General features: G+C 61.7%; 23 protein-coding genes and 1 pseudogene. 9 read left to right on the top strand and 15 right to left on the bottom strand.

Annotated features, from left to right (window positions below):
- Positions 1–2 precede the first annotated feature (2 nt).
- Genes ACVIJ6_RS38510 through ACVIJ6_RS38495 form a run of 4 tightly spaced genes read right to left on the bottom strand, consistent with a single transcriptional unit; the run spans position 3 to position 3,487 of the window.
- Complete coding sequence (locus tag ACVIJ6_RS38510; RefSeq protein WP_250173575.1) at positions 3–2,240, bottom strand: integrase catalytic domain-containing protein; 2,238 nt, start codon at positions 2,238–2,240, stop codon at positions 3–5.
- Positions 2,210–2,398, bottom strand: coding sequence for a hypothetical protein (locus tag ACVIJ6_RS38505; RefSeq protein WP_250173576.1), 189 nt, complete (start codon positions 2,396–2,398; stop codon positions 2,210–2,212). The genes ACVIJ6_RS38510 and ACVIJ6_RS38505 overlap by 31 nt, the downstream gene beginning before the upstream one ends.
- Positions 2,398–3,195 carry a hypothetical protein gene (locus tag ACVIJ6_RS38500; protein WP_028133015.1) on the bottom strand — a complete coding sequence of 266 codons (798 nt, stop codon included), beginning with the start codon at positions 3,193–3,195 and terminating at the stop codon, positions 2,398–2,400. The genes ACVIJ6_RS38505 and ACVIJ6_RS38500 overlap by 1 nt, the downstream gene beginning before the upstream one ends.
- Positions 3,185–3,487 (bottom strand): hypothetical protein, encoded by a 303-nt coding sequence (locus ACVIJ6_RS38495; RefSeq protein WP_155253160.1) that lies wholly within the window; start codon positions 3,485–3,487, stop codon positions 3,185–3,187. The genes ACVIJ6_RS38500 and ACVIJ6_RS38495 overlap by 11 nt, the downstream gene beginning before the upstream one ends.
- Positions 3,488–3,595: 108 nt before the next feature.
- Between ACVIJ6_RS38495 and ACVIJ6_RS38490 the strand changes: the two genes are divergently transcribed.
- Positions 3,596–3,856 carry a hypothetical protein gene (locus ACVIJ6_RS38490; protein ID WP_155253159.1) on the top strand — a complete coding sequence of 87 codons (261 nt, stop codon included), beginning with the start codon at positions 3,596–3,598 and terminating at the stop codon, positions 3,854–3,856.
- Positions 3,857–3,908: 52 nt separating this feature from the next.
- Here ACVIJ6_RS38490 and ACVIJ6_RS38485 read toward each other — a convergent pair whose 3' ends face one another.
- The 6 genes from ACVIJ6_RS38485 to ACVIJ6_RS38460 form a co-directional block, all read right to left on the bottom strand.
- Positions 3,909–4,772: a tyrosine-type recombinase/integrase gene (locus ACVIJ6_RS38485; protein ID WP_028133013.1), complete on the bottom strand. Its 864-nt coding sequence runs from the start codon at positions 4,770–4,772 to the stop codon at positions 3,909–3,911.
- A gap of 299 nt (positions 4,773–5,071) precedes the next feature.
- Positions 5,072–6,991 carry an AAA family ATPase gene (locus tag ACVIJ6_RS38480; RefSeq protein WP_049819837.1) on the bottom strand — a complete coding sequence of 640 codons (1,920 nt, stop codon included), beginning with the start codon at positions 6,989–6,991 and terminating at the stop codon, positions 5,072–5,074.
- Positions 6,988–7,596, bottom strand: coding sequence for a hypothetical protein (locus ACVIJ6_RS38475; protein ID WP_409889996.1), 609 nt, complete (start codon positions 7,594–7,596; stop codon positions 6,988–6,990). Before ACVIJ6_RS38475 ends, ACVIJ6_RS38480 begins: the two co-directional genes overlap by 4 nt.
- A 102-nt stretch (positions 7,597–7,698) precedes the next feature.
- Complete coding sequence (locus tag ACVIJ6_RS38470) at positions 7,699–8,232, bottom strand: hypothetical protein (protein ID WP_049819836.1); 534 nt, start codon at positions 8,230–8,232, stop codon at positions 7,699–7,701.
- The gene (locus tag ACVIJ6_RS38465; RefSeq protein ID WP_028133011.1) at positions 8,225–8,761 is read right to left on the bottom strand and encodes a hypothetical protein; all 537 of its coding nucleotides are present in this window, start codon (positions 8,759–8,761) and stop codon (positions 8,225–8,227) included. Before ACVIJ6_RS38465 ends, ACVIJ6_RS38470 begins: the two co-directional genes overlap by 8 nt.
- Positions 8,758–9,414: a hypothetical protein gene (locus tag ACVIJ6_RS38460; protein ID WP_028133010.1), complete on the bottom strand. Its 657-nt coding sequence runs from the start codon at positions 9,412–9,414 to the stop codon at positions 8,758–8,760. Before ACVIJ6_RS38460 ends, ACVIJ6_RS38465 begins: the two co-directional genes overlap by 4 nt.
- A gap of 274 nt (positions 9,415–9,688) precedes the next feature.
- On the opposite strand from ACVIJ6_RS38460, the gene ACVIJ6_RS38455 reads away from it, so the two are divergent.
- Entirely contained in the window at positions 9,689–9,916 is a 228-nt protein-coding gene (locus ACVIJ6_RS38455; RefSeq protein WP_049819883.1) for a hypothetical protein, read from the top strand.
- 336 nt (positions 9,917–10,252) lie between these two features.
- Here ACVIJ6_RS38455 and ACVIJ6_RS38450 read toward each other — a convergent pair whose 3' ends face one another.
- Complete coding sequence (locus ACVIJ6_RS38450) at positions 10,253–10,564, bottom strand: amidohydrolase family protein (RefSeq protein WP_080672073.1); 312 nt, start codon at positions 10,562–10,564, stop codon at positions 10,253–10,255.
- A gap of 358 nt (positions 10,565–10,922) precedes the next feature.
- Positions 10,923–12,751, bottom strand: a pseudogene (locus ACVIJ6_RS38445) (DUF4396 domain-containing protein).
- Positions 12,752–12,902: 151 nt separating this feature from the next.
- On the opposite strand from ACVIJ6_RS38445, the gene ACVIJ6_RS38440 reads away from it, so the two are divergent.
- The gene (locus tag ACVIJ6_RS38440) at positions 12,903–14,198 is read left to right on the top strand and encodes a type II restriction endonuclease (RefSeq protein WP_210164224.1); all 1,296 of its coding nucleotides are present in this window, start codon (positions 12,903–12,905) and stop codon (positions 14,196–14,198) included.
- 4 nt (positions 14,199–14,202) lie between these two features.
- Here ACVIJ6_RS38440 and ACVIJ6_RS38435 read toward each other — a convergent pair whose 3' ends face one another.
- Entirely contained in the window at positions 14,203–16,614 is a 2,412-nt protein-coding gene (locus ACVIJ6_RS38435) for a heavy metal translocating P-type ATPase (RefSeq protein WP_028133008.1), read from the bottom strand.
- A gap of 48 nt (positions 16,615–16,662) precedes the next feature.
- On the opposite strand from ACVIJ6_RS38435, the gene ACVIJ6_RS38430 reads away from it, so the two are divergent.
- The 6 genes from ACVIJ6_RS38430 (at position 16,663) to ACVIJ6_RS38405 (ending at position 23,228) form a co-directional block, all read left to right on the top strand.
- Positions 16,663–16,938 (top strand): metal-sensitive transcriptional regulator, encoded by a 276-nt coding sequence (locus ACVIJ6_RS38430; protein ID WP_028133007.1) that lies wholly within the window; start codon positions 16,663–16,665, stop codon positions 16,936–16,938.
- Positions 16,939–17,060: 122 nt separating this feature from the next.
- Positions 17,061–17,426, top strand: a complete 366-nt coding sequence (locus ACVIJ6_RS38425) for a hypothetical protein (RefSeq protein ID WP_028133006.1) — start codon at positions 17,061–17,063, stop codon at positions 17,424–17,426.
- A gap of 92 nt (positions 17,427–17,518) precedes the next feature.
- Positions 17,519–17,911, top strand: a complete 393-nt coding sequence (locus ACVIJ6_RS38420; protein WP_028133005.1) for a FixH family protein — start codon at positions 17,519–17,521, stop codon at positions 17,909–17,911.
- 86 nt (positions 17,912–17,997) lie between these two features.
- Positions 17,998–19,428, top strand: coding sequence for an efflux RND transporter periplasmic adaptor subunit (locus tag ACVIJ6_RS38415; RefSeq protein WP_028133004.1), 1,431 nt, complete (start codon positions 17,998–18,000; stop codon positions 19,426–19,428).
- On the top strand, positions 19,425–22,595 hold the full coding sequence (locus ACVIJ6_RS38410) for an efflux RND transporter permease subunit (protein WP_028133003.1): 3,171 nt from the start codon (positions 19,425–19,427) through the stop codon (positions 22,593–22,595). Before ACVIJ6_RS38415 ends, ACVIJ6_RS38410 begins: the two co-directional genes overlap by 4 nt.
- A gap of 36 nt (positions 22,596–22,631) precedes the next feature.
- Entirely contained in the window at positions 22,632–23,228 is a 597-nt protein-coding gene (locus ACVIJ6_RS38405; protein WP_311765986.1) for a DUF411 domain-containing protein, read from the top strand.
- Positions 23,229–23,387: 159 nt separating this feature from the next.
- On the opposite strand, the gene ACVIJ6_RS38400 is transcribed toward ACVIJ6_RS38405, so the two are convergent.
- Positions 23,388–23,747, bottom strand: a complete 360-nt coding sequence (locus tag ACVIJ6_RS38400; protein ID WP_155253157.1) for a hypothetical protein — start codon at positions 23,745–23,747, stop codon at positions 23,388–23,390.
- A 101-nt stretch (positions 23,748–23,848) separates the two neighbouring features.
- On the bottom strand, positions 23,849–24,679 hold the full coding sequence (locus ACVIJ6_RS38395) for an LOG family protein (RefSeq protein WP_049819833.1): 831 nt from the start codon (positions 24,677–24,679) through the stop codon (positions 23,849–23,851).
- Positions 24,680–24,796 lie beyond the last annotated feature (117 nt).

Genomic DNA, 24,796 nt, shown 5'->3' with positions numbered 1-24,796 from the left:
TCCTAGTCGCTCCGCACTTCGTCGACCGGAAACCTCAGCTTCTTTCGCGGCTGCGTCGACGGCGAGGGCGTTACGGCAGCGGTCTCTCCGTTGACGATGGACGGCGGAAGCGGCGCAACCGGCGTGCCGTTGTGGGTCATCTCGACGGAGCGCGGCTTGAAAGTCCCGAATTTTTCGATCAGTTCTTCCGTGCGCGCCAGCGCCGGTTGTTCGGCACCATAGGCCAGCACTCCAGTCAGGCGCGGAAGTCGTGCATCCGGAAGATCGGAGGTCTTCGGCGGCACTTGGTCCAGGGGCACCATGCCCATCGTCTCCAGTGCAGTGTCGAACAGATGGTTGAATCCTTCCTGGTGAGAGGCGTGGCCTGTCGGGGCGTGCTTTTTCGCCAGAATGAACTTCCGATGCATCTGCCACTGAAAGCGATTCAGGCCATGAGCCCGCTCATCCGTCGATTTCACATCGAATTCTTTCGGAAGATGCTCGTTCCCATGATCAAGGGCGGTCGGGTCGGCAACGATAGCGCGGCCGACGTCGAGGAGTGGGATGCGGATCCTAACAGGCGTCGGCACCTGCTCTCTCGGACCGAAGCAGCCGGATCGAGCCCTCATCGCCTGTAGTTGCTTGGACTGGTACACGATGTTGTCGCGTTGAATGCCGTGCCGGTCGGTAGTCGCATCGACTTCGAGTGACGGGATCAGATCCCAGCGCTCCATTTCCTCCTTGGTCATGACCTGGGGTCGATGCGAAGGAGACGTCGCGCCGGCGAGCCAACGTTCCTCGGGGGTATCGTAGTCCATTCCGCGCTGCTTGCGGCGCGCATAGACCTCGATGAGCCACATGTGCAGCAACATGATGAAGTCGTCGATGGTGATGATGGCTTCCAGCTTGGGCCGTCTGGCGCCCCGATGTTGCGGACTCGATCCGGTCGATCCCTTCAGCCAGTCGATGAAGTCCGATTCCAAGGTTCCAAACCAGCGCTCCACATACGGTTTCGTGTCAGGCTGGTGCGGGACGGCATGCTCGAAACCGATCTGGACACGCGCGAGAGCCCTACGCATCTGCTCGCTAACGAACTCTTTCGCGTTGTCGTATCTGATCTTTCTCGGCTTACCGTAAGCGAGCCATGAACCTCTGATTTGAGGAAATCGCTTCGCGAGCCAATGCTTCGGCCTGATGGCGTTGTCCAACGCCATCAGAGCGGGGTAGAGGCCGCCCGGCTCGAAGGATGGAAACAAACCGAGCGGATAGCCCGAGTGGGTGTCCAAGATGACGCAGACCCAAAAGCGGGGAATCGCTGCAGCCGACCAAGCTTTGCCAAACGGCGTCTGTCCGAGAATGCCGAGAAAATCGAACTTGTGGTGGTCGATTTCGGCGACGTCCAAGATGCGCGTCGGCCGCTCGAACTTGCCCGAGCCGCCGAACTCGAGGTCGGCCGCCTGTTTGCCTTTGTCTTTCGCCAGCCTGATCCAAGCGTTGTAGCGACGAAATTCGGTTTGAACCGTCGTCAGTTTGGCTTCTGGAAGAGGTTTTTCGAGCGGCTCCTTCTCGGCCTCTCCGTTCGCAATCCGCTCCTCGTTCGCGGCGTTGCGCGCCTCCGTCTCCCTATTCCTGTCTAATAGGGGCGCATTCCGTTTTGATATCTCGAGGTTGACGCGAATGAGAATCTTGGTCGGCCCGAACTTTGGCGAGATGTCGAGCATCTTCCTGATTTCCAGGGCGATGATGCTGAAGATCTCGTCCGGCAGCTTGCGCTTCCGGGCTTTGATCGCGTTCAGGTGCACGCAGGCGCGTTCCTGCATCTGCGTTTCCAGCTCCTTCTTCACCCAGCGCAGCAAGGAGCGGCTCGAATTGTTCGGCTGGAAGATCTTCCTGCCGGCGGGGAGGGCCTGGTTCTCCGCGAAGATCTCGGCGTTGACCTGCTCGATGATGAGGTCGGCGTTATGGTGGCTTCGATCGAACGGCTTCCCCGGCGGCGCGATGAGCATCCGGTTCACGAAGGCGGCGATGTACCGGTATTTCGTCTCCGCGAGGGTTCGCGGTCCTTGGTTGATAGTGCCGTAGGCCTTCGCGATCAGCGCGCGGGCCTCGTCCAATGATTTGGAGACGTCGAACGTCAGCCGCATTCGGCCCGGATGATAGTATTTTTCTTCGTCGAGCAGCTCGAAGAGTCTGGTGGTCGAATAGCGGGCGACTTCGCCGCGATCGACATTCAGGAAGAGGTGGGGGCCCTGGTCGGGCATCTTGCGCAGAATCTGTGCGCAGCGTTGTCGATCAGGACGACCTGGTCGGCCTCGAGACCGTCGAACAGGATCGAATCCAATGAAGGCTCGATGTCGTTGCCTTCGGTCGCATGATAAGGAAGCGCAGTTTGCGGTTGTTCGGTGACGATATCCAGCATCAGACGTGTCCCTTGCGGACGATCGTGTCGCCGTCGATCGGCGAGAACGTGTCGATCGAGACGATATTTTCCGGGATGCGCGAGAGCACCACGCCGCGCGGGAAGATGGTCTCGGCCAGGATGGTTTCGCAGTGAGACATCGGCAATGAGCCGCCTGCCTCCATCAATGCCGAGACGAGCCGGTTCAGGTCCTCCGGTTCGATGTCCCAACGATCGTTCGCGATGATCTCATCGACGATATCCGGATCGCCCCAGCGCTTTGCAAGCCCGCGCTCCGTGACCACGCGCCAAGGCACGCCAGCGAGCCGGTAAGCGAGCCGGACGCGGCGTAGGCGAGCCCGCAGAAGCTTGGCGTCCTCCCATCTCGCCCTTCCGTCCTCGTCCCAATCCGCGGGCCTTGGCGGCCTGAGCTCCTCCCAACCCTTGACTTCGTAGCGCACGAAACGGGCAACCTTGACGGGGTATCGCACGAACGCCCCGTCTTCCTCGATCAGGTAGTCCGGGGTGTAGATCTCGTTCCGATGTTCGCCGAACAGATTCATCCGGATCGTCTCCGGTTGAGCCCAGACCCGCTTTACGCGCAGGAGGCAGTCGGCCGCCCTGACCAGACGTTCCTCGAACCCTCCTTCATGGATCAAGTGACGCCCCATCTTGCGGCTGAAATGGCCCCCGACCACGTGATTGCGCCGGCCAGTGATCACCTGCCGCGTGGCCTCGTTGTCTTCCAAACGGAAGACCTCGACGCCGTCGCAGAGATGCTCCCAGACCGGCGCGATCTTTCGACGATTACGTGGCATCGCGACCTTCGTCGAGAAGACGCATGGCCCGCGTTTCTTCGATATGATCGAGAAACGCCGTCAGGTACCTGACGCTGATGAACTCGATCGACCCATCGGTGTAGATGCGAGCCGGCCTACCGAATTGACCGTCGTGTCCATCTACGAACCGTTCGAGCTTCGCGAAGAAGCGCTCGGCTTCAGTCTTGCGGGTGAGCGAAGGGATAACGGGCATGGAAGACCTTTTCGCCAGAGAGTCGGAACGTGCAGCCGCTTGACGCTGCACGGATTCGGTCCGGCAAAAGATCACCAAGAAAGACTCTTGCGACTTGGAATCGGACGTGCGATTCTCGGTCGGCCAAGAGGATATCTTGGTCGTTCTGCCGAATGGTGACCGGAGACAATCCGGATATTGGCGGACATGGGTCTAAGGCTGGCTTTTGTGGGCGCCGAAGACCTTTCTAACTACGCGCGATCGGAGTCCGCTCCGGTCGCGCGTCTACGCAAGCTGGTGCATGATGTTGTCCTTGCCGCGCCGGTATGGCGCATCGCATTGAATAACATGCGCGTTTTGGAATCCTATCGAAATGAATCTGGTGGATTTCGGATGCGGTTTTTCGGTCGTTTTGCGGAAAATCATCTGAGTGGTCCTGATAGTGTCGCCAAATTTTGCGCCTATTGACTCTTGTCTTCGTTTGCTGCACGCGCGCGCGAAGTATGCGGCACCCCAGGCGCTAAGCGTCCCTCGTCGTAAAATATCGCCACGCACTCGCGATGCCGATTCCCAGCGCCGCTGCGACGACCTCGGGCGCCGCTCCGGATCGCGCGAGATCGAAGCCGATCGTGTTACGTAGCGAAGTCGGGACGGCCGAACGTGAGACCCCGGCTAAGCTCCTCGATCGACGGAAGGCGAGTTGAAACGAGCGCGCCGAAAGCCGGGTGCGCCGCTTGGTCACGAACAGCGGATCGTCGTCGCCGAGCTCGAACGGGACGTGATCGAGATATCCGTTTAGCCGATCGATCGCTTCTTGCGAGATCGTGGCCGGTCGAGGCTCGAGATGCGACTGGCGGACGAGGACGGCGGCAAGGATCGGGCTGAAGTCGCGAAGGTTCAACCCAACGATTTCGGCCGTCGTCAAGGCTGAAGTGGCTGCGACGTGGATCGCAGCCGAGTCGCGCATGCGCGTCCAGCTATCCTCGTGGTCCCAAGTCGAGAGAATAGTCTCGATGGATTCTTTCTCGACCGGTTCTCGGTGCACCCTGCCGCAAGGAGGAAGGCGGCAACTCAAGAGCTTTGAGCAGTCGTGCGACCCCTCCTGAGCAAGAAAGCGTGCGAAGTTTCGTAGACCTGCAAACCGCCTGTAGATGGTGGAGGCGGCGGCGCCGTCAGCGCTCCAAAGCTCCGCGACACGGTCGGCTGCCGACTGGTCCATCGCGACGACTGCGGAGATGTCGATGCTACCGATGGCCTCGGCGACATCCCTTAGATCTCGAGCGTAACAGTCGACCGTCGACGGGGCCGAGCCCGCCGTGGCAATGGCGTCGAGCCAGAAAATGCTGTCTGGAACGAAAGGTAGCGTCTGTTCCTGCGTGACCATGGAAACTCGCCAAGTTAGACTTCAAAAGTCAGGCGCCCGAGCCACCGCCGTAGCGCGTTCGGCAAGCGGCCATACCGAATGATGGCGGTCGTGCCTCTCGACGCGGCAGGCGCCGACCCGGGGCCGGCATGCCGGTCAAATGATTGGCGGCCTCCGCCAAGTCGATTTCGCAGCTCGAGATCGACGCAGAAGCGGAAACGTTCGGTATCCGGAGCGAACCTACGACACGCCCGCCTGGTTCGAACCCGCCAGGGCCGATCTCCACTGTTACGCAAAGCATATACGCCTCCATCATTTGCCTAGGGATTTTGAGTTCCGGGACGACGGTTGTCCTCGAACAGGATTCGGATCGCCTCGCCGGACAGGTGCCGCTTCTCGGCGAGGGCATTTGCGACGGCGACGATGGCGTCTTGATTACCCCGGACCAGCCGGGCGGCCCGCTTCTGCAGGCGGACCAGATCGGTTTCTACGCGCCGGCGCAGCGTCTTGTCCCGCGAAACGGCCTTGAGAACGCGACGGTAATCCGACGTAAAAGCGAGATCGTCTCCCAAACCCGTCGCATGAAGCGATGCGATCATCCGAGTGGCGATCGCCATGTCGCTCTCCTCATCAAGACCGCTGCCAACGGAAACTTCTCCAATCAGCAAATGCTCGGCAGCCCGACCGCACAAGGTAGCCACGACGCGGGCCTCGAAGTCGCGTCTTGTCGGAAGATCGCCGTCATCCTGGACTGACGTCGTCTGTCCGGCGGCGCCATCCCGCGTCCGGACGACGATGCCGCGCAGGGTGGCGCAACGCAGGACCAGGATGCCGACGGCGTGCCCGGCCTCGTGCACGCAGATTCGGCGCAAGCGCGCGGGTGGAATGGCCTCGTCGGGCAGCGCGACCGCACGGACGTCATCGGCGCGGAGCGACCGGTCCTCGCGACGGGCGATCCGTCTCGCATCGCGCGTCACCATCATGAGTTCGGCGCCCGTTGATCCCTCGAGGAGCCGTCCGAGCTCGGCACGCTCGCCGCTCTCGATCTCCGGCAGATAGTGGGAGAGAATGTTGATCGTGCCGGCGAGATCAGGACGCCGGACCTCGATGGCCTTTTCGTAGCGTCCCGGGCGCAAGAGCGCCGAGTCGATGCGATCGAGATAATTTGTGCAGGCGATGAAAATTGTCTCCTCGCCACGACCGCTGCCGCCGCGCGAAAAAGCATCGTCCAACCTGAGCATGAAGTTGGTCAAAACGGGTAACCACCAGTCACGGCCTCTACTAGAAATTGTGGATCGGTCTGGCAACGCGTCAAGCTCGTCCAATAGAAAAACACAACTATGGGTAGATATCATTTCGAACATGGCATTGGTCGCCTGCACGACCCCGCCGAGCGCTCCATCCGACCGAGCGAAAAGATCTGCGACCGAATAAGCGAGGAGGGGGCGATTCATATGCTTCGCCACCAGTTTTGCCAGGGTCGTCTTACCGGTTCCGGTTTCGCCGAACAGCACTACTGAACGGCTCAATTGGCTGAAAGGAACACGGTCTTTCAGATCGGTAGCCAAGTCTAAAAAAAATCGGCGAGCCGCGCCGTATTCGATGGCTGTCTGGAGTGACGGCAATCGATCGTCGCCTTCAGAACCGATCCGCCGCCTTGTGGCTCGCTCCATGCGGGTGACGATCTGGCGGGAGGTCGATCCGGGCCGGAAGGCGGCAGCCAAATCGTTGATGTCCAGGCCGGTGCCCACAAGAGCAGGCACGTCCGCGGTGACGGTACGGCTTAGATGCCTTTCGAGCACCTGCCGGAGGGCCTCGCCGGTTGGCGAGGACAAACGGATCGTGTGGTCCGCGCTCGCGATCAGCGTCGAGGGGAGGATATCTGACGACGTGGCGATGCCTACGACCGAGCGGCCGTCGACCAGAACCCCAGACACGCTGGAGTTTCCGACCGTCCCCTTGTGTTCGGAGCGGGAAGACCCGTCCCTGGCGATGATGTGCCAACGATCGCCGTACCGACGCTTCCAGAACCTTTCACAGGGGGAAACCCATGTCGCAGCGGGCACGATCACAATGATCGCTAACGGCGCCTTGCCGGAGACGGAGCGCCGCAGCGCCGACGTCAACGCTTCCTCGAATGCGACTTCGAGGATAGCGTCGGTCGGCAGGCGTTTTTTGTCGCCGGGCATTTCACTCTCCGGAATGTCGACTTCGATCGGACGCAGATCCCGAAAGCTCACTCGCGCAGTCTCGTCAGAGTTCTCGGTCCGAGCGGCGCCGATACAAGGTCCAGTGCGATGAGATCGATGCAGGCGAGAGCCATCACCGACGGCACCGGATCGCGGTCGGTCCGCAGGCTTTTCAAGAGATCCGCGAGCGGCATGGCTCCTTCGTCCGTCAGGGCGCCGAGGATCTGCAGGCGCAGGCCGATTTCGACCGAGTGGTCTGCGTGTTTCCAGACCATCCTCGCGTTCGTGCAGCCGGGCTCGTTGAGGATCTCGGACTCCGTCCGGACCAAAGGGCGAAGACCCAGATCGAGAAGGCTCTGCGCGACGAGTAGGCGCTGCGCCGTGGAGCGGCGTGGCCTGGCTTCGACGACATCCAAATGATAACGACCGTCGTCGCGCTGGATGACGACGGCATCTATCTTCGTCAGCGCGGTGGCGATCTGATCCTCCGACAGATACTCGATCGATCTAACAGTGGGGTCGAGCGAGGCCTGTACCAGCGCGTCCCGCATAAGATGATGCCGCACTGGTATCGCTCGGCCGCATTTTGCCGACACGAACTGACCCTTGCGGTCGAAGCCGCCACTCATCCTTTCGATGCGCATGAGTTCACCCACTTTCGCCGTGCGGATAACCGAATGAGTGGCTGGGTTCTTCCGCCAGGGCACGGAAAAGGCGCGGAAGCCGCAACCCGCGCTGCCAATCGATGGCTCCCATCTTCACGTCTCCTCGGTGCCGAACGGAGCGACGTCGACGAACGTGTCGCTCTCGCGGTCGTATCGGCCATGCAGGATACTCCGACGCTTTCCCACGACGCGCTCGAAGACGTAAGTGTCGTCACCAGGCTGAACCCGGACCGGTCGACGGCCCTCCGCGTGGGCCCCGCAGCGGGTCGTCACCCAGCGGCCGCCGTGCAGCCTGCCGGGTCCGCCGCAGACCTCGCAGGTGACAGCGCTCCGGGCCTCGGCGAGATCGACAGCCTCCTCGACCTTGGCGGCGGTCTCGGGAGAGAGGTCGCCCTCCCAATAGAAACGCAACGTTCCGAACTTCTCCTTGACTTGGATCGTATGGAAAGAGCCGCCGTCCGCCAGCACCGCGGCTCGGATCCGCCCGCACGCACGTGCCAGCAAGTCTTCCCAGCCGTCGTCGACCGACGGCCAGCCCTGGGCGCGCGGGGGATCGCCGACCGGCTGAAAGAGGTCGGCGTAGGTCGTTACCAGATCGGCGCGCCAGTCCCGACTGCGGTCAGCCATGGCGCTTCTCCTTCGCGATGTTCTCCGCCGGCGCGTGCACGAACGCGTCCGACGCCCAGTCGTATCGGACGCGTTCGAGAGTGGAGCGCCGTCTCACGATGCCCCGGCGCAGAAAGACATCGTGGAATCCCGAAATGACCGGAACGGCAGTACCCTGCTGGTGGCCCTTGCAGGCCGGGAAGATACGGAACGCGCTCGCGAACAGGCGACCCTGGGCGCCGCACTCGGCGCATGTCGAAAGCGATCGGGCCTCCGCGAGAGCAACGGCTTCTTCGACCTTGAGCGCCGACCGCTGCGGGAGCTCCGAACGGCTGGTCCAGTGGACGCGGAGAGCTCCGTGCTCAGCAACCATGTGCGTGAAGTAGACGGTGCCATCGCCCGACACGGCGGCCACGCGCTCGGCGAGCCGCGCCACGACGTTCTGCCAGCCATCGTGACACCTTGGATAGCCGGGTGCGAACGGCACGCCGCGAAAGGATCGCACGAACAGATTCGGATATCTCCGGATGAGGTCGTCTTGCCATGTCATCTCTTGGCTCCTGCAACTGGCGGCTTCACGAATTCCGTCGGCCTGTTCTCTGCTGCCGCAAAGCACTGGCCGCGCAACGCGATCAAGGCATCGGGCCCGAATTTCATGGAAAGGTCGGAGACGAGAGCGCGCCTGCACATCAGCGAGCACACGACGGGGAACGCATTGTTCAAGCCGATCGCACTGCCCAATTCCTTGATCGACATGCGCTGGTAGCTCAGGGCAGTCTCGATATCGGCGCGCAGGCTACGACCGACATCCAGTCCGCGGTGACCCCAGATGCGGTCGCTGTTGGTTGCGCGAGGCTCCGCCTGGATAGTATCCGCGTCGACCTCCACCCGAGCGATGCGATGCAGGTCGAGCGCGATCAGCAGCATTCCCTCGGAATCGAGATCGCGGTACTCGCGCTCGTCCACGATGTCGTATGCGACCGCTGTCTGCTTGAATTGCGCGACCAACATCCCGATCTCGACATCCCGGCCTGCGACCGACAACGACTCCACAAGCTCTAATGAGAGCACATCCGGATCGAGCGTCAGCTGGACAGCGAGTCTGTGAAGATTCGTGGCGCGGCCGGAACCGATCTTGGCTCGGCCGCTCGCCGAAAGGAGATCGATCGCCCGATATCGAGCTTGGGACTTTGAATGCGCCACCAATGTCTCCGACCTGTTCGGAAGGCGAAGTCTCGCAAAGGCGACGTGTTCGCATGGGGTCACCAGGCTTCGTCCTTGCGTGGGCAGATAGAGAGCAGGTGTAGTGCAGGGAGTCAAGATAGTTAGCTATCTAGAACTGGATGGGTAGCTATCTATGAATGCTGATGGCCTGTGGATATCTTCAAATAGCGGAAAATCCGGGCTTTCGCCCAAAGTGGCACAATGTTAGAGAGTGTATCAGATAGTCAGCTATCTAACGTCGAAGGAGAGGATCGTGCGCGCACCGAAGAAGGGAGCGTCCAAGGCTCGGAAACGATCGGACAAGAGGAGCCAACTCCTTGTCTACCTCCGGCCGACTCTCATCCGTCAGCTCAAGCTCGCCGCACTGGCGATGGGGCAGCCGGCGTACGAGCTTGCGGAGACCGCCATTGCGGAATGGCTGGAAAAGCGCCAGAGCGAGATCAGGCGGGCGGCCGCCGAGATTGCTGATGGCAACAAATGATCCTGCGGTCATGACCGGGCCCATTCGCTTCAATGCGGACCGCTACGTCGAATCCGGCTCTGCCGGCTTGTCCGTCCTGACTGGAAGATATAGGGACCGGTCAGGTAGGGGAGCCACCAGCCGCAGCGAGGCCTCTTTCGTCGGCGGAAACTGGGGTCTCAGCGGCGTTCCGGGGCGAGCCTGGGTATCAGGTCGTCTTCGGACGTCGTGATTGCCTTGCGCCGCCCGCCGCTGCAGGGCCTAAGAAGGATGCCGGATCCGACCTATAGTCCGCCGCGCCGATGATCTGATGCGCCGCAGGGGGCCTTTCACGGATATCTAGCACTGCCGTTCCGGTTAGCGTAGTAGTCTCGCCGCGGTGCCACCGAGTACGCGAGCGCGATCGGCGTGCGTCAGGAAGGGAAGCCCGAACCGCATATGATCAAGACATTCAAGATAGGTGCACGGTCGACGGGTAAGATCGGAGCCCCACATGATGCGGTCCGTACCGAAGGCGTCGAAGGTGCGTTGCGGATAGGGCATTAGCCGGCGAAACGGATAGGAGTCGTCGGTAGAGCAAGGCAGCGAGCTTGCCTTGACAGCGACGTTCGGAAGTCGCGCCTGGGCGAGAATCTCATCGAGATCGGCAAAACATTGCTCGTCACGCAATGCGCTTTGCGCCGTTTGCCGAACGCCTCAACTGCGCTGCCCTGGCCGCCACATTTCTTCCGCCGCTATTTCCTGGTTTTTTCCGAGGATAGCGACCGGGAGCGAGCCGAGACAGCCGTCGCAGCCTTCGCCAACATCAGGCGGCCAATATCGGCGTGATCATGCTCCGGCCGGACGGTGCGAAGCCGATAGTGCTGCTCGCGCCGAGTGGGCTGCCGTCCCCGACAGGCGACATCGGCTGCAGCGCCTCTGCCATCGCGGTAGATGGCGCGATGATTGGGTCGCTGCGCCAGTGGTGGATGAGTTCGACGAGAGTCGCGAACCGGCAACGTCCTTCCGCCGCTGACCTCACGCGGAATCACTGAACGTTTAAGACCAACATCAGCCCACCCCCACCGCCCTGCTCGACGTTGTTGTTGGCCGTGTGATGAGGGATATGGCAGTGGACCAACCACTTCCCCGGCCGGCGAGCGGTCCAAACAACGTCGTACCGTTGGCCCGGACCAACGTTCACGGTGTCCGCCTGATAACGGGCGCTTTCGGCGAGCGTGACGCCATCCACCGCCACGATCTCAAAAGGGCCGCCGTGCACATGCATGGGGTGGACGAAGTTGTTGTTGGTGCCGATGAAACGCAACTTTATCGTCTGGCCAACCCTCATCTGCACGGTGTCGGTCGCAGGAAAGGCCTTTCCATTGATGGTGAAGTAGTTGGGGAGCGCGCCCTCCATCAGCATCGCGGGATAGGTGAGCCATTCGCGCTTCAGCCACTCCTGAAGTTGTATCGTGTATTCAAGGTCCGCTTTGACCTCGGACGAGGGGTCCGCCGGCTGGATAATGAGCGCACCGTAGAGACCGAGTGCCTGCTGACGGTCGGGATGATCGTGGCTGTGATAGAAGTATGTGCCGTGCTGTCCGACGGTGTATTCGTAGCTGTGTGAACCGCCGGGCGGGACGGGCGGCTGGGTGATCTTTGCCGGCCCGTCCATCTCATTTGGTACGATTAGTCCGTGCCAATGCACCGTCGTGCTCTCGGGCAGCGCGTTGTGAAAGTTGATCCGGACGTGATCGCCTTCCGTCAATTCCAGCCGAGGCCCCGGAATTTGATGGTTATACGCGTAAGCCTGAACCGCAACGTCCGGTAAGATATTCCAGCGGATCGCGGAAGCCTCGATATCGAACACCTTGACGCCATTCTCCAGCCTTGGCTGAAGCACCTGGTCGCCGCGCGCCGTCGGCGGCGCTTCGTAGCCGACCTGTCGCGGCTTCACCGCTGCCATATCCCGCATGGCAGCGGCCGGCAGGTCGAACGTGTTGATCATTCCGGGCGGCATGATCGGGCCGTCCACATCGTGCGCGCTCAGGGTGAGGTTCACGTAGAAGCCCGGCCATACCATTCCGGTGACAAGCAGCAATGCTGTCACCCCCGCCAAAGCGGCCAGTTGCGGAACGGTCGCCTGGCTCCTCATCCCGGCGCGCCCATGATCATCACCGTGCCGATCGTGATGTCCGCCGTGTGCGTCGGACCGTTCGGTCATGAGCCCATGCTTGATGCCGGCGTGTACCATCCAAACGTTGAACGGATAGGCCGTGATGAACCCGACGATCACGCCAAGGGACATCACGCCCCAAAACGTCAGTTCGAGGGGATCCATGGCGCGCATATCACGCCCCATCATCAGGAAGCTCATCGTCGGCGCCATTCCCGCCATCATCGCATTCATGCTGATGAATTCCGGCATGAAGCTCATTTTCACGTTCTGCCAGTACGAACCGCCCATCATCCGCTTCATGAACAGCGACTGGAAGATGAAGAGCCCGAACGAGAATCCCGCCAGATATTCCACGATCAGATCGATCCACATCGGCAATCCGAGGAAGGCCGTCGTCGCTGCGGCAAGGATGATGCCGGTCGCGTCTCCGGCCACGCAGTGGATTGTGCTGCCGACCCTTGCTTCCACAGCGGGGAAGTGAATCGTTCGTGTTCTCCTGGCCGCGGCTCTTTGTCGGCGAGTACGTAGAGGAGCAGGCCGAACGGCCCCATGTAGAGCGTGATGAGGACGAACGCCCATTTCATCACGGCAGGCTCGGGATTTCCGGCGAACTGGTCGTACGCGACGTAGGCGGTCGAGATGACTGCTATAACGAACCAGCCGAGCAGAAAATAATCGTAGGGAAGGGCGATCACGGCTGCTCCAATGCGTTGTTCGTGACGAAACCGTCGCATAGGGTCTTCGTTCCTTTCTGACTCGAAGTGAGAAAATGTTGGGTTTTGCTGTAATATTTTTGACCCGCGAACGTCGCGGGCGCTCGGATATGCGCGATGTGGATCGACAAGCATGATTGAAACGATGCTGTATCCGGGCTCGACGGACCTATTGCGCGTGTTGATCGAGCGATGGCGACAGGACCCTGGGTCGACCTATCGCACGTGGTTCTTGTGGGATGAGCGCCTGAAGAACTTCAGGTCGATTCGGCGCGGCATCGCTCAGGTGGTCGAGGAGATCGGGGGCGGAACGTTCGGCAACGTGTACAGGGGCTCCTCCCTCGAAACGATCGTGGGGTCGATCGCGGAGCAGAGGCAGATCTTCAAAGGAGCCGATCACGCCTTCCTATGGAAACCGAAGCTTCGGATCCCGGACATCTATGAGGATGCCGGAAATCAGCGGGCTTTCGGTCAACTCCTGCATCACTGTTCTTGCTGCAGTACCGAGCAGGAGCTCGTCGAAGGAATCGACACGATCGATCGACTGAAGATCAAGGGTCTCGGGCCCGCTGTCGCCAATCTCCTGTACTTCCTGCACCCGACGCTGATGCCGCCATTCAACACCGCGATCGTGAACGGCTTCAATGCGATCACGGGCGCCAAGGTGAAGCTCGGCCGATGGGATCAATATCTTGGGATGCGAAGCGGCATCCTGGAGCTGAACCGCGCTTATCGGGATATTCTCTCCAACGATCTCGGCGCAATCGCGGGATTTCTGTTCGATGTCGGTACCGGGCGCTTCAGCGCGCCTCCTGTCGGCAATGGCGAGACAGCAAGAGACGCTTGGCTATCCGAGTTGTCGAAGGCGCGCGAGACCGCAAAAAGGCTCGAAGCTCCCATTGCGGCGGCGCGCGAGAACGATCTTACCCATACGGAAGTCCAAGCCTGGCTCCGCGACCTGGGCCTGGCGCTCGGTTATCGGATATGGATCGCTTCGAACGATCGGGGACGCTCATACAATGGCGCCATGTTGGCATCCGGTTGCATCGACCGTCTGCCCTCATCAATCGAAGATGCCGCGGGCGCAGAATCGATCCGGCTCATCGATGTGCTCTGGTTGGATGCCGCGAGCGATCGCGTGGTCGCTGCTTTCGAGGTCGAACACACGACCTCGATTTATTCCGGGATCGTCCGCATGCTCGATCTGGCGCTAAGCGGCGACCTGCATACCGCGGGCGGACTGTTTCTGGTTGCTCCGGACGGCAGGGAGGACGAGGTGCGTAATCAACTTCGTCGGCCGGCGTTCAGTCGCGTCGCTGACTTGCAGGTACGCTACCTGCCGTATGGCGAGCTGGAGCGGAACAAGGATGCGATCGCCCGCTTCGGGACAGGCATGAAAGGCATTCAGGCGATCGCGCGACTTCTTTGACCCGTCAGACCCGCGTCGTCCGCAGTCGCAGCGCGTTGCCGACCACGCTGACGGAGGACAGCGCCATCGCGGCCGCAGCGACGATCGGCGACAGCAGCAGTCCCAGCGTCGGATACAGGACTCCGGCCGCAATAGGGATACCTGCGGCGTTGTAGGCGAAAGCAAAGAAGAGGTTCTGCCTGATGTTCCTCATGGTGGCGCGTGACAACCGCCGCGCACGGACGATGCCGTTGAGATCTCCCTTGAGAAGAGTGACGCCCGCGCTCTCCATCGCCACGTCCGTTCCCGTGCCCATGGCGATGCCCACTTCGGCCGCCGCCAAAGCCGGCGCGTCGTTGACGCCGTCGCCCGCCATGGCGACGCTTCGTCCGTCCTTCTGCAGCTTTGCGACGACCGCACTCTTCTGATCGGGCAGTACCTCGGCTTCGACATCCGCAATGCCGAGTCTCCGGGCGACCGCCTCGGCCGTGGTCCGGTTGTCGCCCGTCAGCATGATGACCCTCACGCCCTCGGCGGCCAGGTCGCGCAGCGCCTCGGGCGTCGACTGCTTCACGGGATCGGCGATGGCCAAAATGCCCGCGAGCCTGCCGTCGGCGGCCATGTTGATGACGGTTGCACCTTCACCGCGCTGACGCTCGGCTTCGCTTTCGAGGGCAGATGTATCGACACCCTCCGAACGCAGGAAAGTCGCGTTGCCGAGGAGGATTTTCTTGCCCTCTACCGTTCCGAGGGCGCCTCTGCCGACCGGCGAGTCGAAGTCCTTGACGTCGGCCGTCTGAATTCCGCGATCCTTGGCCGCATTGACGATGGCATCCGCCAGCGGATGTTCGCTGGCGCGTTCGACGCTGGCGGCGAGCCGCAGCACGTCCGCCTCCGAATATCCACTGACCGGTACGATCGCGACGACCTTCGGTTTGCCTTCGGTCAAAGTGCCGGTCTTGTCGACGACAAGAGTGTCTATCTTCTCCATATGCTCAAGCGCCTCGGCGTTCTTGATGAGCACGCCCGCTTGTGCGCCGCGCCCGACCCCGACCATGATGGACATCGGGGTCGCCAGGCCGAGCGCGCACGGGCAGGCGATGATGAGAACACTGACCGCCGCGACGAGACCGAAGGCGAGGCGGGGCTCTGGACCGTAGACGGCCCAAGCGGCGAAAGCCGCGACAGCGATCACGATGACCGCCGGAACGAACCAACCCGCGACCTGATCCGCCAAACGCTGGATGGGCGCGCGCGAGCGCTGCGCCTGCGCCACCATCTGCACGATCTGAGACAACATCGTATCGCTGCCGACCTTTTCGGCCCGCATGACGAATCCGCCGGAGCGGTTGAGCGTGCCGGCGATCACCTTGCCGCCGACCTCCTTGCTGACCGGCATGGATTCGCCAGTCACCATCGACTCGTCGAGCGAAGATCGGCCCTCGACGATCTCGCCGTCGACTGGCACCTTTTCCCCCGGGCGGACGCGCAAACGATCGCCCGGCCGGAGCTCCGCGATCTGGACTTCCTCGTCAGAGCCGTTCTCCCGGATGCGGCGTGCCGTTTTCGGCGCGAGGTCCAATAGCGCCTTGATCGCTCCGGAAGTGGCTTCTCGCGCGCGCAACTCGAGCACCTGCCCGAGAAGCACCAGTACCGTGATGACCGCGGCCGCTTCGAAATACACGGCCACTGCGCCGTCATGACCCCGGAACGTCGAAGGAAACGCAGCGGGAAGAACCGTCGCCACCACGCTGTAGACCCAGGCGACTCCCGTACCCATCGCGATCAGCGTGAACATGTTCAGATTGCGCGTCACGACCGACTGCCAGCCGCGGACGAAGAACGGCCACCCTGCCCATAGGACGACCGGCGTCGCGAGAACGAACTGGATCCAATTGGAAAGCGACTGGTCGATCCAACCGTGAGCACCGACGAGGTGAGCGCCCATCTCGAGGACCACGACCGGAACGGAGAGGGCGAGACCCACCCAAAACCGACGGGTCATATCGACCAGCTCGGGATTGGGCCCCGCGTCCGCGGTGGCGAGCTCGGGTTCGAGCGCCATGCCGCAGATGGGGCAATTGCCTGGTCCAACCTGGCGGACCTGCGGATGCATCGGGCAGGTGTAGATCGTGCCTTCGGGCACGTCAGCCTGCGTTTTCTTCATCTCTCCGTGTAGATATTTCGCCGGATCTTCCGCGAACTTCGTCCTGCAACGGTCCGAACAGAAGTAGAAGCTCCGACCTCCGTGCTCGGCCTTGTGACGAGCCGTGTCCGGGTCCACCTCCATTCCGCAAACGGGATCCACCGTGGTCCCCTGCGCGCCACCATGATGATGGTGGTGAGCATGGTGCTCGGAAGCCGATGCGGTGGACTGGCAGTGTCCGCAGCAGTTCTTGTCGGTCTTCTCGGAATTCGGCGTGTCTGGCCGAGCCATCGTCAGCTCCATCTTGCGGAATGTACCCTAGGGGGGTATATACGTGGCATGAGAAACGACATCAAGGCTACGTGCCAGAAACGTTTGAACCGCATCGAAGGTCAGGTTCGCGGCCTGGCGAAGATGGTCGGAGAGGATCGGTATTGCATCGACATCGTCACCCAGATCTCGGCGGTCAGGGCGGCGCTTCGCCGCGTCGAGGAAGAGATCCTGCGGGATCACGTGTCCCATTGCGTGGAACATGCGATCCGCAGCGGCGACAAGGCGGATCAAAGGCGAAAGATCGCCGAGCTGATGGACGTCGTGGGCCGAGCGAACAGGTAGCGCCGATGGGATCACCAATGATTGAGCTGGATCAAAGATTCTGCATGTCCCTGGGCTATGGTATCCTCCGGGCTGATAAGGTGTTGTCCGGCTAAGGAAGTGATGGCGAGCAAGTAACAACGATGCGGTTCGTCCGAACGATTCTGGCATTCGCGATTGCCGCCTCCTTGGCGCTGGCGCCGCTCGGCGCGTCCGCGACGGGCTTGGCTATGACCGCGTCGGACAGCACTTCCACGATGCAAATGGAAGCGTCGGCCGACATGTCGATGGATTGCTGCCCGGACGACACGACAGGCACGCCCATCCACAGCGAACACCACAAGTGCGGTTCGGGATTTTGCTGCGTAGGCAGCCTGACCGCGCTTGGAGACGTGCGAAGCATCGCGTTCCGTTTCGACCCTGCCGCGGAACGTAAAGCAGCCATCCCGGCGGACCAGATCGTCACGGTCCAGGCAGGCAATCCTCCTTTTCGACCTCCTCGAATCTGATCTCACAAAGCCCGACGTCGCGCAGCAGCCTGCGACGACTGACGTGCGCGCTCCTAGCGCCACGACCGAGATCACATCATGAGGACAGGACAATGCTTTCCAAGTTCAGCACCGCGGCTTTGGCCGCCACGATTTCGCTCGCCGCGTCGGCCGCCATGGCGGGCGCCGGCGACTACGCCTTCGAACCCGTCAATCCGGAGATGAAGAAGGGCGACGATGTCACGCTCGCCGTTCGCTTGACCAACAAGCAGACCGGCAAGCCGGTATCGGACGCCGTGATCTTCAGGACACGGGTCGACATGGCTCCGGACGGGATGGCCGAAATGGAATCGCCGGTCGAGCCGCTGCCGTCAAAGGAGCCCGGCGTCTACGCTTTCAAGACCGATCTGCCGATGGCCGGCCGCTACCAGGTCACGCTCTCGGCGAAGGTTCAGGGTGAGGCGGAGACCGTCACCGGCAAGCTGATCGTCAAGGCGATCAAGTAGCACCCATCGGGTGCCGCTCGCCGGCGCCCGACATCCCGTTTTTCAGTCGTTCGGATGCGCGCTGCTGCGCGCGAGGACAACACGCCATGAATACCTTTCGTTTTCTGACTACTCTCGCGGTGGGCGGCGGCTTGAGCTTGGGGGCCTACTGGTACTTGAACGATGGGCGCTGGCCCGTCCGTACCGACATGGCTGCGGTTGCCGCAGCGGCAGACCGAACGCCGCTCTTCTATCGTGATCCGGGCGGAGAGCCGTTTTGGTCTGCCGGACCGAAAAAGGACGACCACGGACGGGATTATCTGCCCGTCTACGATGACGGCCAGACGGTCGACGAGCCGGCAAAGCCAAGGCAGCAGGCGAATTCTTCCCGCAGGATCCTCTACTATCGTAATCCGATGGGTCTCCCGGACACCTCGGCCGTGCCGAAGAAGGATCCGATGGGGATGGACTACGTCCCCGTTTACGAAGGCGATGACGCCGACGACGGGTCCGTGAAGCTGTCGCCCGGCAAGATTCAGCGCACCGGCGTCAAGTCGGAGCCGGTCGAGCGGCGCGCGATCCGAGTCTCGGTGAAGGTGCCCGGTACGATCCAGCTGGACGAGCGTCGGGTGTCCGTAATCGCCATGCGAGCCGAAAGCTTCCTCCAGAAGGTCGCGGACGTGACCACCGGAACGCGCGTCCGGGCGGGCCAGCCGCTGATGCAGATCTACAGTTCGGCGGTGGCTTCCGCGGCCGCGGAATACTTTGCGACGGTCACTTCCAAGACGGTAGGGGGCGTCGAAGTGTATGGCCGTGGGTCGCGCCAGCGACTTACGAACCTTGATGTGCCCGACCAATTCATCGCCGAGATAGAGAAATCTCACGTCGCGCCCGTCAACGTGCAGTGGTTGGCTCCGCGGGACGGCATCGTGCTCGAGCGCAACGCCATCGAGGGTATGCGGGCCAACCCAGGCGACGTGCTGTTCCGGATCGCCGACATCTCGGTGGTCTGGGCCCTGGTCGACGTGGCCGAACGCGATCTCGGGAACATCGCGGTCGGTCAGCCGGTCGAGGTCCGCGCCCGGAGTTTCCCCGGGCGGAGCTTCGCCGGAAAGATCTCGGTCATCTACCCGCAGGTGAACCGCGACACGCGGACCGCACGCGTCCGGATCGAACTCACCAACCCGGACTTCGCGCTGCTGCCCGATATGTATGTCGATGCCACGATCGACACCGCGGATGCCGCGCCAGTTCTGGCCGTGCCGGACAGCTCGGTGCTCGACACCGGCAGCCGGCAGGCGGTTCTGGTTGACAAGGGAGAAGGGCGCTTCGAGCCGAGGGAGGTGCAGCTCGGCCGCCGCGGCGGCGGCTACATCGAGGTGCGGAACGGCCTTGCCGACGGCGAGGCGGTGGTTACCTCGGCCAACTTCCTGATCGATGCGGAAAGCAACCTGAAAGCGGCGCTTAAGGGGTTCGCAGAAGCTGCGCCACAAGATCCCAGTGCCGCCGGCGACCACGCAATGGGAGAGCACAAATGATCACCCGCATCATCGCCTGGTCCGCCCGCAACCTGCTGCTTGTACTGTTCGGCACCGGCTTCGCGGCCGCGGCCGGACTATACGCGCTCGTCCACCTTCCACTGGATGCGATTCCGGACCTCTCTGACACGCAGGTCATCGTCTACACCGAGTATCCCGGCCAAGCGCCGCAGGTAATCGAGGACCAGGTCACCTATCCGTTGACGACGGCGATGCTGACGGTACCGAAATCGAAGGTCGTGCGCGGCTTTTCGTTCTTCGGGGTATCGTTCGTCTACGTGATCTTCGAGGACGGCACCGACATCTACTGGGCGCGATCGCGCGTGATGGAGTTTCTGAACAGCGCGACGTCGAGATTGCCCGCAGGTATCACTCCGACCATCGGTCCTGACGCCACGGGGGTCGGCTGGGTCTACCAGTACGCCGTCATGTCCAAGGAATTGAATCTCGCGGACACCCGCACGATCCAGGATTGGAACCTCAAGTTCGCACTGGCCAAGGCCGAGGGCGTCGCCGAGGTCGCCAGCATCGGCGGGTTCGTCAAACAGTACAACGTCGTGCTCGATCCGCAGCGGATGCGGGACCGTGGCATCAGCATGCAAAAGGTCCGAGAGGCCATCCGCGCCAGTAACGCCGACGTCGGAGGCCGCACTGTCGAACTGTCCGAGTTCGAGTACGTCATCCGCGGCAAGGGCTACGTCAAGAACATCAACGATCTCGGCAACATCGTGCTGAAGACCTCCGGAGGCACCCCGGTGCTGCTCCGGGACGTCGCCAACGTCGAGCTTGGGCCGGACGAGCGGCGTGGTATCGCCGAGCTGAACGGCGAGGGAGAGGTCGCGAGCGGTATCGTGCTGCAGCGCTTCGGCGTCAACGCTCTGGACGTCATCGAGAACGTCAAGAAGCGGTTCAAGGAGATCGCGAGCAGCCTGCCGAATTCGGTCGAGATCGTGCCGGTCTACGATCGGTCCAACCTTATCTTCGCCGCTATCGATACCCTCAAGCACACGCTCTTCGAGGAGAGCATCGTCGTCGCGCTGGTCTGCATCGTGTTCCTGCTGCACGTCCGCAGCGCATTGGTCGCGATCCTTATGCTGCCGGTCGGCGTTTTAATGGCGTTCGGCGCCATGATGCTGCTGGGGTTGGGCTCAAACATCATGAGTCTCGGCGGCATCGCGATAGCGATCGGAGCCATGGTGGACGCCGCGATCGTCATGATAGAAAACGCTCACAAGCACCTCGAACGTGCGAAGCCGGATCAGTCACGGGTTCAGATTTTGATCGACGCTGCCTCCGAAGTCGGGCCGGCGCTGTTCTTTAGCCTGCTGATCATCACGGTGTCTTTCATGCCGATCTTCACGCTGGAATCGCAGGAGGGACGGCTGTTCAGTCCGCTGGCATTCACAAAGACCTTCTCGATGGCGGCCGCGGCTCTGCTATCCGTCACCTTGGTGCCGGCTCTCATGGTGATCTTCGTGCGCGGCCGGATCGTCCCCGAGAGCAGAAATGTCATCAACCGCTTCCTGATTTGGATCTACCGGCCGGTAATCAAGGGCGTCCTGCGAGCCAAGACGCTGGTCATCCTCGCTTCGGTGGGAGTCCTTGCAGCTTCGGTCTGGCCCGCGCGACAGCTCGGTACCGAGTTCATGCCGTCGCTCAACGAGGGGACCCTTCTTTACATGCCTACCACGCTGCCGGGAATCTCGGTCACGAAGGCCGCCGAACTGATGCAGATGCAGGATCGGATCATAAAGTCGTTCCCGGAAGTCGCGTCCGTCTACGGCAAGGCGGGAAGGGCGGCCACAGCGACGGACCCGGCGCCGACCGAGATGTTCGAAACGGTCGTGAATCTCAAACCAAAGGAACAGTGGCGGCCCGGGATGACCGTCGACGGCCTGATTGCGGAAATGGACAAGGCATTGCAATTCCCGGGCGTCTCCAACGCCTGGACCATGCCGATCAAGGCGCGCATCGACATGCTGTCGACAGGCATCCGCACTCCGATCGGAGTCAAGGTGATGGGCACCGACCTGGTCGAGATCGATCGGCTCGCCAAACAGATCGAACGCGTGATCAAAGCCGTGCCCGGCACTTCGTCGGCGTACGCCGAGCGGGGCATCGGCGGTTACTATCTGGAGATCGTTCCGGATCGCGAGGCGCTGGCTCGCTACGGGATCCTGATCCAAGACTTGCAGGACACCATCGCGGCCGCGTTGGGAGGTCAGACCGTCACCACCACGGTGGAGGGCAGGCAGCGCTTCACGGTGAACATGCGCTACCCGCGCGATCTCCGCGACAATCCGAAGGCCATTGCCAATGACATCCTGGTTCCGATGCCGGCGGGCGGCGCCGTGCCGCTGGGCGAAGTCGCCAAAGTCGAACCGGCCCGCGGGCCGACGTCGATCCGGACGGAGAACGGGCAGCTTGCGACCTACATCTACGTGGACATTCGGGATCGCGACATCGGAAGCTACGTGACGGACGCGCAGCGCGCCGTCACCGACAGTATCCAATTCCCAGCCGGCTATTATGTGGTCTGGAGCGGTCAATACGAATACATGCAGCGCGCGGCTGCCCGTTTAAGGATCGTGGTTCCGGTGACGCTCACGATCATCTTCCTGCTGCTATATTTGAACTTCAAGGCATTGACTGAAACCCTGATCGTGATGCTCTCGCTGCCGTTCGCGCTGGTGGGCGGAATCTGGATGATGTGGTGGCTCGGCTTCAATCTCTCCGTCGCCGTCGCCGTCGGGTTCATCGCACTGGCGGGAGTCGCCGCAGAGACGGGCGTGGTGATGCTGATCTATCTGGATCATGCACTGGCCGAGATGAAGGCCAGGCGCAGCGCGGAGGGCCGAGCCTTCAGCCGACGTGATGTCCATGCTGCCATCATGGAGGGGGCGGTCGAGCGCGTCCGCCCCAAGATGATGACCGTAGTGGCAATCATGGCGGGACTACTGCCCATCATGTGGAGCACGGGAACGGGATCGGAGATCATGCAGCGCATTGCCGTGCCGATGATCGGCGGGATGACGTCCTCCACGTTGCTGACGTTGATCGTGATTCCGGCGATCTTCGGCCTGGTGAAGGGACGCGGGCTTCCGGAGGGCGACGCAACGACCGGGCTTGCTACTGACGACCCGCAGGATGTGCCAAGGGCTGCGTGAATCGGGAATTTGGACAGAACGGCATCGCGAGGGCACATGAATGGGCTTGCAACGATCGAGGCGGACGGCGGCGTATGCGTTCGCCCGAGCGCACGATCATGGTCCGAACCGGCTTTGGCAGAAGAGTGGCAAAACAAAACGGAGCGAAACGTGAAAGAACGAACCTCTATTATGACCCGGCGATCGCTTGTGACACTGTTGGCCGCGGCGGCCCTGATCAAGCCCGCCGAGGCGATCGCACAAGGAACCGCAATCACGGTGCACAAGGACCCGAACTGTGGATGCTGTACTTTTTGGGTGCAGCATATGCGCGACGCCGGATTCTCCGTTCGGGTCGAGGAAACCGCGGATATTGCGTCGGTTCGGGCTCGTCTCGGCATTCCGCCGAGGTTGGCTGGGTGTCACACGGCGGAGGTCGGTGGCTATCTCGTTGAGGGCCATGTGCCGGCGGATGCCATTCGGCGCCTCCTCTCGGAGACTCCCGATGCGAAGGGCATCGCCGTGCCGGGCATGCCGGTGGGATCGCCCGGTATGGAAAGTGGACATCCGCCGCAACCCTATACGGTCATACTGTTCGGGGCGGATGGCCAAAAGCCTTTCATGCGCTTCGTCGGCAAGCAGGTGATTGACTGATCGCGAACGAAGCGACGCCCTGGATGAACTCGCCACGACTTCACTTCTATCGCATGCGAAAGCGATGTCAGGTGTACGTTACGAAGACCCAGGATGGCGCCAGTCGGCAAGACCGAGCAGTTGACTCCGCCCGGGGAGGGAAAAATATCGCGCTCTCCTTTACCGAGCCGATCGTCCCCGCCGAGCAACGCGCTCGACGGACTTAGAGATTTGCGTGAGCGAGGTCGTAAAATCGGGGATATCGACCATAGCCAGTAGCAGCCCAGCAATCCAGAACAGGTTCTCGTGGGTGAACATCCCTAAAAGCCCCAGGGTGGCGACAATCTGATATTGCACCTTCTGTTCCGTGTGAGCGATGTGCTCCGGTAGATGGTGCAGACGTAACATCAAGACGCCGAACATGAAGACGAACAGCACCAGGAATATTCCCATGGCGATCATCAACGGATCCCGCTGCTCGGCCCCAGCAACGAACCAAGGCAGATGAACGCCGGGAAATTGCGCTTGTTGCTCCGTCATTGGCGGCCCCTTACTGTCCCGGGACATAGGGACCTGCCCCGATCGATCATTGATCCAAGTCAATTACCGGCTTCGCTGAGCCGCTGTGCCTTCCGCTTGACCTATAGAGATGACCTGACGCGAGTGAATTGCGACCTCTCACAGGTAAGACCCGGAACGCCGAGACCGCACGAAAGCAATTTCGACCAGACTTCCTCCGCTGTTTCCGCGAACTTGAAAAGGTCGCAGTCGGATCTGTCGATCGTGCCGCTTTCGATCAGCGCCTCGAAGTTGACGGCGGACCGCCAGTAGTGCTCGTCGAACAGCACGATGGGAATGGCGGGCGACTTCTCCGTCTGTCTCAGCGTAAGGATCTCGAACAGCTCATCGAGCGTGCCGAAACCGCCGGGGAATGCGACGAGCGCATTGGCGCGCATGGCGAGGTGCATCTTTCTCATCGCGAAGTAGTGAAATCGGAGCGTCAGGGCGGGCGTGGAGTAGGGATTGGGCTGCTGCTCCTTGGGAAGCGTGATGTTGAACCCGATGGAAGGCGCTCCCGCATCCGATGCACCGCGGTTTGCGGCTTCCATGACGCCGGGACCGCCGCCGGTCGCGATCACGTTGTCTCGGATGCCGCCGTTCGAGGTCAAGGCGCCACCACGCTCGGAAGCCAGGCGCGCGAAGGCGCGCGCTTCTCGATACCATCGCGAGTGCGGTTCAGGTCCGTCCTCTCGCACCCGCGCAGAACCAAAGACGACGATGGTGGAGCGCACCCCCCACGACCTCAGGTATTCCTCAGCCTTGGCGTACTCCAGCATGAAACGCATGCCGCGCATGGAATCGCCGAGCAGAAAATCCTGATCGAGCGCAGCCAGCGAATAGGCCGGCGAACGGATCTGCTCCGCGTTGGAAGTCGACGAGTTCTCAGTCGACCTTGTCGGCTTGTCTTCCATCGCTGCACCTATGCCACTGCTCGTTGCCTTCTATTCCGTCCTCCAATCGCAATTCTTGAGTTACGTCAACGAACTCGCGGAATCCGTTCGTATATTCCCGCAAACGCGGTCGTAGGT

The sequence above is a fragment of the Bradyrhizobium sp. USDA 4369 genome (assembly GCF_054056435.1).
Note: the sequence above shows the minus strand (reverse complement) of the source record. Positions and strands in the feature narration are given on the sequence as shown.

Bases quoted from the DNA above. Each gene is read 5' to 3' on its own strand.
- ACVIJ6_RS38440 (WP_210164224.1), top strand. From the start codon at position 12,903: ATGATTGAAACGATGCTGTATCCGGGCTCGACGGACCTATTGCGCGTG.
- ACVIJ6_RS38500 (WP_028133015.1), bottom strand. From the start codon at position 3,195: ATGCCACGTAATCGTCGAAAGATCGCGCCGGTCTGGGAGCATCTCTGC.
- ACVIJ6_RS38490 (WP_155253159.1), top strand. From the start codon at position 3,596: ATGGGTCTAAGGCTGGCTTTTGTGGGCGCCGAAGACCTTTCTAACTAC.
- ACVIJ6_RS38400 (WP_155253157.1), bottom strand. From the start codon at position 23,747: ATGACGGAGCAACAAGCGCAATTTCCCGGCGTTCATCTGCCTTGGTTC.
- ACVIJ6_RS38395 (WP_049819833.1), bottom strand. From the start codon at position 24,679: ATGGAAGACAAGCCGACAAGGTCGACTGAGAACTCGTCGACTTCCAAC.
- ACVIJ6_RS38435 (WP_028133008.1), bottom strand. From the start codon at position 16,614: ATGGCTCGGCCAGACACGCCGAATTCCGAGAAGACCGACAAGAACTGC.
- ACVIJ6_RS38430 (WP_028133007.1), top strand. From the start codon at position 16,663: ATGAGAAACGACATCAAGGCTACGTGCCAGAAACGTTTGAACCGCATC.
- ACVIJ6_RS38505 (WP_250173576.1), bottom strand. From the start codon at position 2,398: ATGCTGGATATCGTCACCGAACAACCGCAAACTGCGCTTCCTTATCAT.
- ACVIJ6_RS38410 (WP_028133003.1), top strand. From the start codon at position 19,425: ATGATCACCCGCATCATCGCCTGGTCCGCCCGCAACCTGCTGCTTGTA.
- ACVIJ6_RS38425 (WP_028133006.1), top strand. From the start codon at position 17,061: ATGCGGTTCGTCCGAACGATTCTGGCATTCGCGATTGCCGCCTCCTTG.
- ACVIJ6_RS38470 (WP_049819836.1), bottom strand. From the start codon at position 8,232: ATGGCTGACCGCAGTCGGGACTGGCGCGCCGATCTGGTAACGACCTAC.
- ACVIJ6_RS38420 (WP_028133005.1), top strand. From the start codon at position 17,519: ATGCTTTCCAAGTTCAGCACCGCGGCTTTGGCCGCCACGATTTCGCTC.
- ACVIJ6_RS38405 (WP_311765986.1), top strand. From the start codon at position 22,632: ATGAATGGGCTTGCAACGATCGAGGCGGACGGCGGCGTATGCGTTCGC.
- ACVIJ6_RS38485 (WP_028133013.1), bottom strand. From the start codon at position 4,772: ATGGTCACGCAGGAACAGACGCTACCTTTCGTTCCAGACAGCATTTTC.
- ACVIJ6_RS38465 (WP_028133011.1), bottom strand. From the start codon at position 8,761: ATGACATGGCAAGACGACCTCATCCGGAGATATCCGAATCTGTTCGTG.
- ACVIJ6_RS38415 (WP_028133004.1), top strand. From the start codon at position 17,998: ATGAATACCTTTCGTTTTCTGACTACTCTCGCGGTGGGCGGCGGCTTG.
- ACVIJ6_RS38510 (WP_250173575.1), bottom strand. From the start codon at position 2,240: ATGCCCGACCAGGGCCCCCACCTCTTCCTGAATGTCGATCGCGGCGAA.